At 64.5% G+C, this 14833-nt stretch carries 11 protein-coding genes and 1 pseudogene; 7 read left to right on the forward strand and 5 right to left on the reverse strand.

Annotated features, from left to right (window positions below; translation table 11 throughout):
• Positions 1-35 precede the first annotated feature (35 nt).
• Positions 36-740: an IS6 family transposase gene (locus J3P31_RS02780; protein ID WP_210526890.1), complete on the reverse strand. Its 705-nt coding sequence runs from the start codon at positions 738-740 to the stop codon at positions 36-38.
• Positions 741-1057: 317 nt separating this feature from the next.
• On the opposite strand from J3P31_RS02780, the gene J3P31_RS02785 reads away from it, so the two are divergent.
• From J3P31_RS02785 to J3P31_RS02805, 5 genes are all read left to right on the forward strand, one after another.
• Positions 1058-3175: a gluzincin family metallopeptidase gene (locus J3P31_RS02785; RefSeq protein ID WP_210526891.1), complete on the forward strand. Its 2118-nt coding sequence runs from the start codon at positions 1058-1060 to the stop codon at positions 3173-3175.
• 165 nt (positions 3176-3340) lie between these two features.
• Positions 3341-4810, forward strand: a complete 1470-nt coding sequence (locus tag J3P31_RS02790; protein ID WP_210526892.1) for a ComEC/Rec2 family competence protein — start codon at positions 3341-3343, stop codon at positions 4808-4810.
• A 3-nt stretch (positions 4811-4813) separates the two neighbouring features.
• On the forward strand, positions 4814-5611 hold the full coding sequence (locus tag J3P31_RS02795) for a hypothetical protein (protein WP_210526893.1): 798 nt from the start codon (positions 4814-4816) through the stop codon (positions 5609-5611).
• Between the two features lies 1 nt (position 5612).
• Positions 5613-6305 (forward strand): peptidoglycan recognition protein family protein, encoded by a 693-nt coding sequence (locus tag J3P31_RS02800; protein ID WP_210526894.1) that lies wholly within the window; start codon positions 5613-5615, stop codon positions 6303-6305.
• A gap of 1388 nt (positions 6306-7693) precedes the next feature.
• Positions 7694-8944 carry a patatin-like phospholipase family protein gene (locus tag J3P31_RS02805; RefSeq protein WP_210526895.1) on the forward strand — a complete coding sequence of 417 codons (1251 nt, stop codon included), beginning with the start codon at positions 7694-7696 and terminating at the stop codon, positions 8942-8944.
• Positions 8945-9147: 203 nt separating this feature from the next.
• Here the strand turns inward: J3P31_RS02805 and J3P31_RS02810 are convergent, their stop codons facing one another.
• The 4 genes from J3P31_RS02810 to J3P31_RS02825 are packed head-to-tail and all read right to left on the reverse strand — an operon-like array spanning position 9148 to position 11702.
• Positions 9148-9465, reverse strand: a complete 318-nt coding sequence (locus tag J3P31_RS02810) for a hypothetical protein (protein ID WP_210526896.1) — start codon at positions 9463-9465, stop codon at positions 9148-9150.
• A 13-nt stretch (positions 9466-9478) separates the two neighbouring features.
• Positions 9479-10423, reverse strand: coding sequence for a hypothetical protein (locus J3P31_RS02815; protein ID WP_210526897.1), 945 nt, complete (start codon positions 10421-10423; stop codon positions 9479-9481).
• Positions 10424-10441: 18 nt separating this feature from the next.
• Positions 10442-10744, reverse strand: a complete 303-nt coding sequence (locus J3P31_RS02820; RefSeq protein WP_210526898.1) for a hypothetical protein — start codon at positions 10742-10744, stop codon at positions 10442-10444.
• A 10-nt stretch (positions 10745-10754) separates the two neighbouring features.
• On the reverse strand, positions 10755-11702 hold the full coding sequence (locus tag J3P31_RS02825) for a hypothetical protein (protein WP_210526899.1): 948 nt from the start codon (positions 11700-11702) through the stop codon (positions 10755-10757).
• Between the two features lie 539 nt (positions 11703-12241).
• Between J3P31_RS02825 and J3P31_RS21805 the strand changes: the two are divergent.
• Together J3P31_RS21805 and J3P31_RS21210 are read left to right on the forward strand one after the other, a co-directional pair.
• Positions 12242-12640: pseudogene (locus tag J3P31_RS21805) on the forward strand (peroxidase family protein); the annotation flags it as partial.
• 626 nt (positions 12641-13266) lie between these two features.
• Positions 13267-13641: a hypothetical protein gene (locus J3P31_RS21210; RefSeq protein WP_246849245.1), complete on the forward strand. Its 375-nt coding sequence runs from the start codon at positions 13267-13269 to the stop codon at positions 13639-13641.
• Positions 13642-14833: the final 1192 nt, after the last annotated feature.

Raw genomic sequence — 14833 nt, forward strand, 5'->3', positions numbered from 1 at the left:
CGAACTCGTCTCGAATTCGGCAGGTGCGTGAAATCTCAGGCGGCGCAGAGCGCCCGCCACTCAGCCAGAGCGGCGGTGCGAGCCTGCTTATAGACTGGTCGACGAGAGAGGCTTCGTTCTGTGTTGAACAGGTTGTGGACGGATGAGTGGACGGCGGCGAACGTCTGCAAACTTCGCATGCGCCGGAACCGGAGCATCGCCCTCTCTCGCCTTCGGAATGGCTGGTGGGAGTTTTCGACCTGGTTGTTTTCCCACCGACCGATGACCTGCCGGTCCTGGACTCCGATCTCCTTGAGAGCTGCCCCGTAGGACTTGAGCCCATCAGTCACGAACTCCTCGGCTCTCCCGTGCCGCTTCATCAGCTTCTTGAGGAACTTCAGGGCTGCAGCCTTGTCCCGCGTCTTCGAGACGAAGGCTTCCAGCATTTGTCCCTCGTGGTCCACCGCGCGCCAGAGATAGTGCTGCACGCCGTTCACCTTCACGAACACCTCGTCGAGGTGCCAGCGCCAGCGTGAGGCGCGCATCCCGCTCACCCGTCTCTTTCGGATCTCGGCTGCGAACAACGGCCCAAAGCGCAACCACCAGAACCGCACCGTCTCATGGCTCACTTCGATGCCGCGCTCATGAAGCAGGTCCTCCACATTCCTGAGCGAGAGAGGGAACCGCACATACATCATCACCGCGAGACGGATCACCTCGGGTGAGGTCTTGAAGTACTTGAACGGGCTGCGCTGGGTCATCCGACCAGGCTAGGCAGAGCCCCTGCCCCGCTCAAGCCAAGTTCGTCTGACACTGCCGAGCCGGAGGGGATGGCGCGCTGGCGCATGGCTGGCCATCCCCCGCCAGCCCGCCCGCATGGCGCTCGCCTGTGCCGAGCCGGGCGCAGGCCCGTCCCGCGCTCCGGGGGCCAGCCGCCCCCGCCTTCGCGCTGCGCGATTCATTGTTTCTTTATGATGAGCCTGGTGCTAGAATTCCGGCAGGCATCACATGAACCTTCGTTCCAAGTCAGAGCAGCCCATTTCGAGGGACTGATCTGTAAGGTGTGGGAGGATGAAACGTGCCGGACTCCGAAAACCCGACTCCTGCGGCACGGCGGCTGCGTGTCTATGCTTTTGATCCGCAAGCCTCGATCGAGCTGGAAACCGCCGTCATCAACGATGCGGTGATCAGCCTCCCTTGGGAAACCGCGTGGGAGGATCCAGTGACAATCGGGCCGTGCAACGATTATTTGGAAGTGATCGACTACGACCCGGCCTGCGACCTCTTTTACGCCCCGATCGAGCTCAACGACGCGAGGCTGCTTGCACAGGATGGGCTGCCTCCTTCCGAAGGGCGTCCGCAGTTTCATCAGCAAATGGTCTTCGCGGTCGCGATGAAGACAATCCGGCTGTTCGAGCGAGCCCTGGGGCGCCCGGTGTTTTGGACCCGCGAGACCAAGAGGTCTCCCGGGGACGAATCAGACAATTCGCCTCAGACCTACGAACTTATCAAGCGCTTGCGCATCTACCCCCACGCGCTGCGGGAGGCCAACGCCTATTACAGCCCTGACAAGACGGCTCTGCTTTTCGGCTATTTCAAAAAGGGCGGTGGCGGGGACTTCGAGGATGGCGGCTGGGTATTCACCTGCCTGTCACAGGATATCATCGCCCACGAAACGACCCATGCCATTCTGCACGGCATGCGACGTCGTTCGATCGAGGCCAGCAACCCCGACTCCTTGGCCTTTCACGAGGGTTTTGCGGATCTCGTAGCGCTTTTTCTGCATTTCACCATGACCGACGTTGTGGCCCATCAGATCGCTCAGGCGCGCGGCTCGCTCCGGGCAAGCAACCTGTTGACGGGGCTCGCACGTCAGTTCGGACAGGCCCGAGGCCGCAATGGCCCACTCCGCTATGCCTTGGAGCTCATTGACGAGGAGCTCAAGGCGGCCGAGCGGACGGCGGAAGGTCAGCCGGACAGAGAGAGAACCGATCGTCCGCGCCGCACCCTAGCCGACACAGCCGAGGCTCATGACCGTGGCGGCTTCCTCGTGGCCGCCGTATTCGACGCCTTCGTGACCATCTACGAACGTCGCACTGCGGACCTGATGCGCCTCGCCATCGGTGGCTCGAGGCCCGACGGGCGGGAGTTGCCCCCCGACCTCGTCGCGCGCTTGGCGTCAGAAGCCTCCAAGGCGGCGGACCATGTTCTGCGGATGTGTGTGCGGGCGCTTGACTACCTGCCGCCGGTGGACGCGAACTTCGGCGACTACCTGCGCGCGATCGTGACCGCAGACGCCGACCTCGTGCCGGACGACCCCATGCGCTACCGCATCGCCCTGATTGAGGCGTTCCGCAAGCGGGGCATCTTTGTGCCAGGCTGCCTGTCGATGTCGCCGGACAGCCTCGCCTGGCCCTCGCCGGTGCTTGGGAGAAAGCTTGAAGAAGAGGAGCGCAAGCATGGCCTCTTTGCAAGCCTCCTCTCGGAATTGCGCCTGTCCAACATGTTCCAGCAGTCGGCCGCTCCCAAAGGGGGATTGCCCAGCCCGGCAAGCCGGGAGCGGCTCCTTGAACAACACCCGGCCAACCAGGTCCAGTACCGTAGCCAGGCCCCGCAGCGCCATCCGAATTACCGGGAAAGCGCTCTCAAGGTGATCGATTGGAACCAACGGGCCACCTGGTCCTGGTTCAACCGGCCCTCGCCGGCCAATCACGAAGACGAATGGGAAAGGCTCCTTGGGGTCAAGATGAAGGAGGGCGGAGCGCTGAGATCAATCCCGACCTCGTCCGAGATGAAGAAGATGATGGGCAGAGACCTCCCTGCGATCGAGGTGCACTCCGTCCGCATCGCGCGCCGCGCAGGCCCCAACGGGGAGGAACTGCAGCAACTCATCATTCAGATCACACAGCGTCGCCGGGCGTACTACGATCCCGAACGGCAGGCCCTGGCCGATAGCGGCGCTCTTGCGGAAAACGACAAAGAGCGCTGGGACCATCCGGACTTTTGGTTCCGAGGCGGGGCGACGCTGCTGATCGACATGCGCGACGGCCGGTTGCGCACGGTGATCCGCAACAGCATCGACGACGAAGTTCGGCTCGAACGGCAGCGCAAGTTCCGGGGCAGCGACGTCTTCGGCCTCGCCCTGTCTGGCCGCAACGGCAGGGCAGAGCCCTTTGCCTTCGTCCATGGTTGCTGAGGCATGGCCGCCGCCCTCCCCGAGACCGTGACGGTTCGCATGTACAAGGGCCTTCTCGGCGACTGCTTCCTTCTTCGCCTGGAAGACGGCGGGAAGCCCGCTCACATCCTGATCGACTGCGGGGTGCTCTACGGGGCTCCCGCTGCGAAGGAGACGATGCGCCGGGTGGCCGCGGACATCCTTGCCGAGCTGCGCAAGCACGTCTCTGAGGGGGACAAGCCGCGTCTTGATCTCCTGGTCCTGACCCATGAGCACTGGGACCACCTGTCGGGCTTTGCCCACGCCCACGACCTGCTGCTCGATGGCAGCCCGCTCGAGATCGGCGAGCTTTGGCTTGCCTGGACCGAGAAACCCGATGATCTCCAAGCCCAAGCGCTCAGACAGCGCTTCGGCCGGAGGCGGCGGGAGCTAGGCGACCTGGGGCTGGGCGCAGTCGACCAAGCTGACCCCAGCCGTCCTCTGGCGGCCTCTGACGCCGCAAGTGCCGGGGTCCTAGGCTTTCTCGGGCCGCTTCCTGGTCTTGGCGCCGCAGATGCCCTGACAACCGACCGCATCATCGAAGAGGTGCGGCAGCGTGCCCGGCAGATCCGTTATCTTGAGCCCGGGCAGGTCTTGAGCACCCCTGGTTCCACGCCACTGCGCACGTATGTGCTGGGACCACCCCGCGACGAAACGCGTCTCTTCAAGGACCGACCGTCTCAGGGTCCCGGACGCGAGACCTACCTGAACGGCGAGGGCCACGAAGCTCTTCCTGCCAACGACAAGGCCAACATCCGCGCACTTCAACGCCTCGCTGCGGCTGCGGCCGGCACCGGTGGGCAGGCGGAAGCGCCCGCGGAGTCGTCGCCCTTCGATCAAAGATACCGCAGCTTCACAGGGGCACAAGTTCGGGCTGGGACGGCGCGCCATCAGGACGGTCCGGAGCAGGAACGCCTCCGGTGGTGGTTGCATCAGCACTATGTGGCTGAACGCGCACCATGCCGTTACGAAGGCAGGAAACCTCCCAAGGGTCACAAGTGCCAGGACGACCAGCTTTGTCGCGCGCACCAGGCGGATCGCCGGATCGACGGTGACTGGGTCCGTGCCGCAGAATCGCTGGCACTCAAGCTCGACAGCGACACCAATAACACAAGCCTCGTACTCGCCTTTGAACTTCGCAACGGCGAGGTGCTGCTGTTCGCGGCTGACGCCCAGGTCGGGAACTGGGAGTCCTGGTATGACCGGACCTATGCCGGACCCCATGGCCCCGTGACGGTCGACGACCTCCTGGTGCGCACGACCCTTTACAAGGTCGGGCACCACGGAAGCCACAATGCCACCCTGAGCGGGAAAGGGCTGGAGCGGATGACGGATCGCCGGCTCGTGGCGCTCCTGTCCACCAACGAAGCTGTGGCGATGCGGCAGGGCGTTCGTGGCTGGAGGATGCCCTGGCCGGAGCTCAAGTACGCACTGGTGCGTCGAACTTCGGGGCGGCTGCTCCGTGGAGACGCCCCAAGGGGCCAGGACCGCGACGGAACAGTGCTGACGCAGGAGCCGGGCTTTTTGGCACGCGTCACAGAAGACCCAGGCGGGCTCTGGGTCGAATACCGGGCCGGCGGCGAGCTGGCCCCGGGTCCAGGGCAGGAAGGACCGTGAATCATGGCAGAAACGTCGAAGGCCCGAGAGTTCATCCGGCAGGCGCAGATCGCTGCAAAGCCTCCTCCCCTGGCTGCCACCACCAACGCGGTCCAGGTCGCCTTCGACAGCGCCAGGGACCAAGCCGTCGTGGTGGGCTCGGACGTCATCTCCTTTGTGAGCGGGGTTGACGAGGAGACACGCAAGGCGATCTCGAACTCCGCGCTGTTGGCACAGCTCGTGGCCGACAGACAGGTCGAAGACCACAGTGATATCCAGGCGTGGTTCGAGGCCTACTTCTCGGTGCTGCGCAACATCGGCTGGGTCGTCCAGCAGGACGAATTTGCCGAGTACAGCACACAGGATGTCGGCACCGACGTGCAAAAGGCCATCCTCGATGTCGCCGCGACCTTCCTCGGCGGCGTGCCTGGCGCCGTGGCCGTGGTAGAAGCCACGCTCAAGGCGCTCACCTCACTGGGCAACGACTCGGACTGGATCACCATCTTCAACCGTGAAAGCCAGCACGCCCGGACGGCGCAGTTTCAGATCGCCCTGGCGCGCCAGGACCCCGAGCAAGGCCTCCTGGTCGAGTCCATCGCCTTTGGCGTGGAGGCCACCGAGACGATCACGACGGTGATCTTCTTCAAGCTTCACGAGCAGCAGGCGACCCTTCGGCGCAGGACCGGCCGGGCCTCGATCAACACCGGCTCGCTCGACGACCTCGCGCCCGCGATCCGCGAAAAGGTGCGCGCCTTCCAGACCAGCTACATCACCGGGCTTCCCGACCTGGGTCCGGCCTTGGCCAGCCAAGAGAGGACGTAACATGCCGCAGTGCCCATTTGCCGAATGGAAGCCCATCACTGGCCCTTCCGGCGACCATATCAAGGACACCTATCGGATCGTCCATCACACGACGGAGGGCTCCTCGGCTGAAGGCGCCATGTCGGCGTACCGCAAGCATCGGGCCGATCCCCACTTCACGGTGGACGGCACGACGATCTACCAGCATGTCGACACGGCCAAGGGCGCGCGGGCCTTGCGCAACTCCAAGGGCGGTGTGCAGACGAACCGGCTCGGCGCCGTTCAGATCGAGGTTGTGGGTTTTGCGGGGCGTCGCAAGCCCAAGCAGACACTCATGAACCTTGCACGCCTTTGCCGCTGGATCGAGGAACAGCACGACGTTCCGCACAAGTGGCCAAATGGGCTGCCCAAGCCCGCGAAGGACGGCAAGGACCCTGGAGGGCACAACCGCGATGCCACGACCTGGGCCCGGGAGCGCGGCCATTATGGGCATTGCCATGTCCCGGAGAACACCCACTGGGACCCCGCCTATGACCAGATCGAGGCGGATTTCCTGATGGCCGCCCGCTTTGATGCAAAAGGCGAGATCAGCAACCCTGGCGACCCGGCGGTTCGGGCCTTCCTCGACCGGCCTGCCCTCCCCACCTTCGGCATCGACGAGCCCGATCCCATGCACGATCACTTCGACGTCGGCGACCCGGAGGCCGTTTCATGACCCCGAGCCCGGGGGGTGTGTTCCCGGCCGAACAACGTCGCCGCGGCCCTTGGCGGGCCTCTTTAGGCGCCCGCCGGGGGCCAGATGCCTTGAGGAGAGTTGAATCGTTCGGAGCGTTGGACGACCTGCCGGGGCCCTGAGATGTTCCACATCGGCGCACCAGACACTTGCTGCGACGAGACGAGGCATGTGCCCTCCCGCACCGATGCGTGTTCCGTGGCTTGTTCTCCGCATGTGCGCCGTCCGGGGCCAGAGCCGCAGGCCCAGGCAGGTGACCTTCGTGACAGCCGGCGCCGGGTCCCGATCAGGGTTCCTCGCGCCTCAGATCACCTCTTGGAACAGCAGACCGGCCCGACCCCAAGCCATCCCCTGTCAGAAACGGCCCTGAGCGACCCGGACCTTTCCGACACCGAACGACGCAAGTACGTCGCTTCCGCTACTGCGCCCTACATCGGCCTTCCCGAGGCCGTCCGCTCTCTCGAAGTCCCGGCATCCTGGGGGGCCGTTCCCAGCGCGCGGCACCTTGATGCGCCGGGCCTTAGGACGGCCGCTCTTAACGCCGACGTTGGCCCCAGGATCGTCTCCCGAGGCGGGATGGCTTTGGCGCCGGCCTTGATCCTCGAGTGGGTCAAGACGCCATCCTCCGGACAGGCGCGGGCGCAACGCACGGTCCTTTCCCACATGTCGGGTTCCTCCGGTCGCATCGAACACGGCGCTGGCGGCCTATGGTCGAAAGCATCCGGGACCAAACCCCGGCTCCGTTCGCGGGGGTTGGAGGAGGGTCAACCGTCTCGACGGGCCCGGCGCGTTGCGCCACCAGCGACCGGCACACCGATCACCCCCAGTCCAAGCAACGAGATGACGGCCGAGTGTACCGCCCGACAACGGCACTCCGCCCCCTTCGACCACCGGGCCCTGACCGCCGTCCTGGCGCGGCGCGCGCCTGCCCGATGGCACCGTCCTGCGCTACGGCAACGGATTGGTGGGGCCCGTTCTTGCGGCAACGCGCATCATACCCGTCTTACGGGTGATCGCCGCGGTCTGCAGGCCCCTCCGGCACGGCGATGGTCCTCGGATCTAGGCACTCGAGGCCTGGTTCAGGGCCGGACGGCCTGCCACGACCCTGCCCTTCCAGATCTGGGACGAGTGGAGGCAGGCGTGCCGGGGTTGGGGCTCCAATCAGATCCGGTCACTTCTGCCGATCCAGCGGAAGCCCTTCGTCTCCAGCATGTCGGCCGATTGCCCCGCTGGGCTGAACGGGGGCTGCGCTCCTGCTCGCCCGGCGGAGCACTGTGGCCGCAAGACCCGCCGCTCCTCATCGGCAGAGATGGAACCAGTTCCTCAGCCTGCCGGCGTCCTCATGCCCCCCGGGTCCGGAAGGAGTGCAGATGTCCAGCATCGACCAGCTTGCGGTAACCTCCGATGAGGCCCAAACGGTGGCTGATTTCCGCTGGCGGGGCGGGAAGCTCGAACAGGGGATCGGCCTCGCCCTCTCGGGGGGAGGCTACCGCGCCATGCTTTTCCACGCCGGCGCCCTGCTGCGGCTCAACGAGCTCGGTCTCCTCTCGCATGTTGATCGCATCTCAAGCGTGTCCGGCGGATCCATCGCCGCCGGTCATCTGGCGCTCGTCTGGCCCCAGCTGTCCCAAGATAGCAGCGGGCGATTCGAGCGGTTCTTCGACGCTGTCGTCCGCCCCTTGTACGAGTTCTCGCGCCGCAGCATCGACCTCATGGTCCTGCTCAGGAGCCTGCGACCAGGCACGTCCGCGGCTCAGCAGCTCGCCGGTCGCTACGACGCCGCGCTCTTCCGTGGCGCGACCCTGGCCGCCTTGCCGGACCGTCCGACCTTTGTGTTCTGCGCCACGAACCTCCAGACCGGGGCCCTGTGGCGCTTCACAAAGGCTTACTGCGGGGACTACGTCCTGGGTTATGTTCCCCCGGAGCGGAGGACGTTCCGCCTAGCCGAGGCCGTGGCGGCGTCCTCGGCGTTTCCCCCGGTCCTGTCGCCGATGGAGCTGCGGATCGACCCGGCAGACTTCCGCAGCTGGGGCGAAGGCCCAATCAAACCTTATGTCTCGACTAATCTGGCCGCCCTACGGGAACGGGTGCAGCTCACGGATGGCGGGATCTACGACAACCATGGACTTGAGCCCATCGCGAAACGCTACACGACGCTGCTCGTCAGCGATGGCGGAGCTCCGTTTGTTCGCCAGCCCCGGGTCGCCTCTGACTGGGTGCGGCAACTCCGGCGCATTCTTGATCTGACTGATAACCAAGTCCGAGCGCAGCGCCGCCGCGACCTCATCCAGCGGTTCCAACTTGGCGCGCGGGCTCTCGAGGAGGACCGCTTCACCAAGGAGCCGCCCCTGCCCTACGAGCGGCTCGGAGCCTATTGGGGCATCGACACGACGCCACCTGCGTTGTCCGGATCGGACACCTTGGCCTTCGACCCCTCGATGCCGGATCGGATGGCGATGATACCGACTCGGCTCGCGGACCAAGGCGTCGAAACTTCGATGCGCTTGGTGAACTGGGGGTACCTCGTCGCAGACCACTGCATTCGGCGCTACTGGACGGCTGGCCGAGCACTGGTGCCGACCCCGCCGTCTTGGCCCTACCGCGAGGTCCCGCTCGGGTGATTCTGGCGTCTTTGCGCTGGCGGCCTTCAGCGCCGGGGCTGGGCACGGAAACTTGGCGGCCCTGTCAAATCAACTGCCCCCGAGCGATCCAAGACGCGATCGCTTGTTGGGTCCGCCGATGCGACTATTGGCACCACTGCAACCCGCCTGCATTCGAGCCGCACCATCATGCCAAGTGGCGAGGCAGCCAAAACAGGTCCGTGTCATTGCCGCTTGCCGGCAAGCGTATCGAAATGCCTGCTCAGCTTTTCGTAGAGGCCATTGGAAAGTTTGCCGACCGTTTGGTCAAGAACCTCGATGACGGATTTTTGCTCGTCCTTGCTCAGATCGCCCTTCTCGTGCTCGCTTTCTGCTGCCTCCTTGAGCTTGTCCAAAATACCAAAGATCGACAGGTCGGCGTCGACCCGGATGACGATGCCGTTCTCCTCGTCGCCGATGATGACGCGTTTGGCGCCGATCTCCTCCCAAAGGGCGTCGAACCGCTGGTTCGCGGTCAGTGTCTCAGGCGGGCGTTCGGGCATGGTTCTGCCTCCATTAGACGTGTAGGCCGTCGACCGAGAGTTGGCCGAGCGTCAGATCTCCGAGTCGGACCCCCTGCAAGCTCACCGGCGTGCTCAGCTCCTTGATCCGCAACGCGCCGATGGAAGCATTCGCTCGGAGTTCGCTCAGCACAAGCTCGCCGATCTGAAGGTGCAGCACTGGCTCGACCACGAAATGCACCTTGAAGAACTCGCCGATCTTGAACACCGGCGCTTCGAAGGTTTCGGTCTGGATGTCCAGCAGCGTGACCGGCTCCGGTGAGCCTACGTCCGGGATCGCGACCTCGGGTATATCGATGTTGCCGATTGCTATGTCGGGCAAACGCAGGGGCGCCTCGGGCCTGAAACTGTCGATCGTCAGCTGGGCGCTGTCGGCATCCGGGAGCCCGAGATGCGAGATCTCGAAAGAGGCGAACCCGACGCCAGAGACCTGAAAGCCGCTCGATGGCAGACGCGTTCGCTCGATCGCGAGGCCGGTGAATCCGGCCGCGCCCAGCGCCACGTCGGTGACTGGAAGGACGCTGGCTGTGATGTCGGAAACCTCCACTGTCGGAACTTCCACCTCGATGTCCCGCAGGACCGGAATGCGGATTTCGTGCAGTGGTATGGTCTTCGCCTTGGAGCCGAGCCTTTTCACCCCCTGATCGCTGCCAAACCACTTGAGGTCGTAGGCCCATCGGGCCTCGAAATGCAGCTCAAGGATCGCGCGTACGTTGCGCAGCAGCGCAGACCCACAGGTGACCCGCGACGAGAAATGCTCGATGGTGACGTTTTCGATGCTGGCCTCGCCGACCTCGATCCGACCGACATGAACCGAGGCAGATCGTCCTCCGGCGACGGCGATGCTGTCGACGGTGATCCGCCGCCGCAGCGCCGCCTGAAGCTGCTGCACGAGTTGCGGATCAAGCGGGCGAGCGGCGACAAGTTGCGGGTCCGGCATGGCGTTGCTCCCATCAGATCAGGTTCGTGGACCTGGGCCGTCAGGTCCCAAGCCCGTCAGCTCGGCCTGGAGGGCGTCCGGCGGAACGGCGCCGAGGATCCGGGTGACGGTCTCTCCGCACCTCTTCAACTCGGCATGGTCCGCTTCTGCGATCAGCCCGCCGGCAAGGCAGGCCTCCGCGATCTGCTCGATCCATGCGCCGAGAGCGGCAGCCCTGTCGATGTCCTCGTCTTCGCCGGAATCCAGGTATTGGACCGGGGTCTCGCTCGCGAGCTTCCAGAGGGCCTCGAAGTTCGCCTTGGCCACGTCGCCTTCCTGCACGTTCGCCTCCTTAGACGGTGATCTGGTTGATGGTGACCTCGCGTAGTTCCAACTCGCCGAGCCGGAAGTCGTGGAGGGTCACCGGCGCCCTGATGTCTTCGATGGCGATCCGCTGCACGGACGAGAACGCCTCGATATCCTTGATGGTCAATGCGGATATCTCGATGTCCACGACTGGACGTAAGGACAGCCGGACGCTCAGAAGGATCAGGTCGAAGCCGACGCTCGTGCCGACGTCCACGGGCGTGATGCTCGGAATGGAGATCGGCGCGCCTGAAGACACATGCGGCACGTCCACGTCGGGAAGTTGAAGTCCGGCTAAGACCGTGTTCGGGAGGCGCAATGGCTGAACGGGCGCGAAGCTTCCGATCGAAAGGGATGAGGTAAAAGTGGCAGGAACGCTGACATCCCGCAGCATGACATTGCCAAGGGCGATTCCGTCGAGCCCAAATCCCGCTGCAGGCAGATGCGTGCCATCGATCCGCAGGTCGGTGAACTGGCCGCCGCCGAGGTCCAGGTTCAAGATCGGCTCGACGCCAATCCGGGCATCCGAAAGTGTCGCCGAGGGGATATTTACGTTGATGTTATCTAGGTTAGGTATGACGACATTCCCGATGCTGAACGGAAAACGGAACTCGGCAGATGCGGTGCGATCGGCAAGTAATACCCGGTAGGCCAGCGTAGCAATGATGCGGATCACTCCCCGCACCCCTTCGAGCTGCGTGCTGCCCGCCTCCAGCCTAGCGTTCACGCCTTGGATCGCGACCCGTTCGATCGTGGCCTGACCAAGTTCAATCCGGCCGACGCCGATGCTACCTGCCACGCCAGATTTCGCCAAGATCTGCGAAATATCCACACGCTTCAGGGCCGGCGCAATCGTCTTGGCAACAAGGGCGGACGTGGTAGCAGATACGTCTGCGGATTTGGTTCGGGAGTCTGCGATATCAGATGAGCTCATTGCTACCTCCCGTTGCCGGGCCGGCCCACGGAAGCCCGTAGACCCCGGTCCACGTTCTCTGTTGCAAACCAGATAAGCGTCCAGTGCGCCAATACGGCGACGTATCGGCGGGAGATCAGTTGACCACAGGACCTAGGGAATACTCTCATATTTTCGGACGCGAGTCTATCATCCTTATCGCGCAGAGTTCCTCCGTCGCTGGAACCGAGCGTCCAATAATGACGCGTTCGCAAACTGAATCATGAGCTTATGGACCAGGGTCGTCCTGCCGATTTGGGCTTCAGACCGCAGAACAAACAAAAATTGATTCGAGGCACCGCGTAGTGTAAGATGCAGGGCAGCTAGAGTGACCGATGCAGATCAGTCTTTCGAAGACTGTAGCCAATTTTGGCCTGAGTAGACGAATTCGCCACCTGCCAACTCGGCGAGCCGGTTAGATCTTCTTGGAGCCCTGCTTCATAGCCATCAAGTAAGAGGCCCTTCGATCTGCAGACCCTCTATTTCCTGCGGCGGACGATCGTCCCGCAGAGGAGCGTACTATGTGCAGCGGATGTGTAAGATCGCGCGAGAGTCCCGCGTTCCAGACCGGGGCGGCGGAGCGTCTGGCGCTGGTATCCCCTGACAACTCGCGCGGGGCCACCCGCCAGAGCGCTGACAAGACGGCGCGTGTTGCAGGTTCGCGCTTCAGTGGCGGGCGATGGGGTCTCAGGGGAACTGCGCGCCGTGGCTTCGTCGACCACGTATCGCATCTTGGGCTGTCGTTCCGTCACGCACTGCGCGCCTGCGAGCATAATGCCATCGTCGACATGCCCTGCACGTGCCACTCGAGAGTCGACGAGGAGGACGCATTCCAGAGGGCAAGGCTCATCAACGCCGCGATAATAGCCAGGATACATGCCGCCGGATGGGCGCGAGCGGTCTTGCCCGACGAAATGTTCTGCGACGCGATGAACGGGAACTGGTCCGGCCTGGTCGCCGACCTCTTGAGCAAAGGGGGGCGCAGTAAGGCACCGCACAACCTCGGAGGCACGCAGATCCATGATCGCGAGTTCGGTGGCACCATCGGAAACGACTGCCGCGACCACGGCGTAGCGTACAGTACGATCCAGGCGTTCATGCGGGTTCGCAGGCTCCACTCCTCGTTTCTGGATGACCTTGTCCTGCATGCGTTCAGGGCATCGAACGGGCAACGTGTCACGCTGGCCGAGACACGGTCGTGCAGTGTGGCTCGCCTGCGGCGCGACTTCGGCCGTGAGAGCACGGCCTTCTCGGCATGTCGAGCCCACGCCAGCCACCTGGCGCTCAACACCTGCGCGCCGACACTGATGCGGCCCTCCGTCCCCGAATGTCCCGTCACAGCACTCGCGCGCACCGACGTCCCGCGCGACTGCAAGGACGTCGTCCCGCACTCCAACAAGCTCCGGCGCGGGTGGGGATGCGGGAGTCCACGACCTGGACCGATTTCACCTACGATCCCGACCAAATCGCCGGCATGCAGCACGTCGACGAAAGGCCGGGTGCGAGTTGAAAGGCGGCGATCGACCGCGCCGGTCTGCTTGTGGCGATGCTGGGTTCGACCGGGCGTTCCTTTGACTACGAACTTCTCGAGGAGTCCTTCGCCCACAACGCCTCGCGACGGCCTAAGGGCGGCCCGCTCTACACGATTCACTATGACACGGGGCACGACACGCTGGCGGGACTCAACTGGGTGGATAGCGCAGACCCCAAGGGGGTTTTGCTGCGGCACTTCACCGGCCTTGCGGGGGCGGGCTTCAGCAATGCCGAGAAAACATTCGAGCCCAAGGACGTCGATCCCGCGATCCTGAGCGACAGGATACGGCATCCCTATGGCCAGGCGAAGCCGATCCGGTTGTCCAGTAACCGGCCCACCAACCACGAAAGCGTTTTGCATGGTCAGCGCTTACCCCCTCCTCCCTGACCCATCCCTCTTGGCCACCTGTGGCCGGCAAGCTGGTGGGGCCATTGCGTCGGCGCGGCCATTGGGCTCGACTCTGCTGGACGAGACTGGCGTTCTCGCGACCGAGCACGACGCGGCCTTGCGCATGGCCGGCTGTCGGGCGATCGCCGACCATGCTCTCCCGCTTCGCCTTGGGTCCGCTGCGCAGGGTCAGCGGCTCGCCGCGACGGCGGCTTGGTCGGTCCAGCAGTTGCAGCGGGCCGTCGCAGACCGGGAGACTCCGGACCATGGGATCCAACTCAGAACGCTTTACGGCAGGACTGCCGCGCGGTTCCGTGTGCCGACCGACCCCGCGCCGCTGCTCGTCCGCGGTCCATTCCAGTTGGCGGCTGACTGGCGCGCGATCGTCCGCTTTTCTCATTGGGCGGCCCAGTCGGATGCCAATTCTGTCCCAGACCAGCGAGCCGTCGGCGTTCGGATATTGGACGCCGGACGGGTGCAGAACCTTGGATTTGCCTCAGGCGCCGCCGGAGACGGTGCGCGCGATGCCCGCCAGTTCCTTTCAACGATGCAGGCGGTCGGTGACGGCACGATGGGCGGGCTCCGGGGGCGGTTCCTCGCCATGTCTGGGCTCCTCTGCCGCGAGGGAGGGCGGGTGACGTTGCACCTCGCCCGCGGCGGTCGCACACTCATCGACATCGAGGCCAGCCTCGCGCTGTCCTGCTCTAGCCCCTCGCCCATCAGGATGGACGAGAAGTTCGCGCATCTTGCCCTGCATCCTGCCGCCCCTCCCTGCGCGCGGGCCCGTGGACGAGGCATGAAACGGCCGGGACGGCTTCAACCGCGAGTTCACGCTGCGCCGCGCCTTCCGGGCAGTGTGCTTTTGCCCTGCCGCCCCCAAGGTGCCGACGCTCAAGGATCTGAGCCGACCGCCCCGGGGGCCTGGATCATCTTGGGCGGGATCGCTCTGCCCCGCCAGGATGCCCGCAACGTCGGGATGCTCAAAGTGGCGGCAGGCGTGCACGCCAAGATGGTGATGCATCCTCTGCGATCGCTGGGACGAGCGCAGCCTGCGGGCAAGGAGCGAACTCGATGAAATCCTTCGCCGCCCCGTCTAGCGCGCCTCGTCCAATGCCGCGGGCGTCAGGAGGATCCACCTTCGACCCCTCAGCTTGGCGCCTGACCCAGAGGCTGGAGGACCTTGTATCAAGGA

This window comes from Rubellimicrobium arenae, from assembly GCF_017916275.1.
Taxonomy (GTDB): domain Bacteria; phylum Pseudomonadota; class Alphaproteobacteria; order Rhodobacterales; family Rhodobacteraceae; genus Rubellimicrobium; species Rubellimicrobium arenae.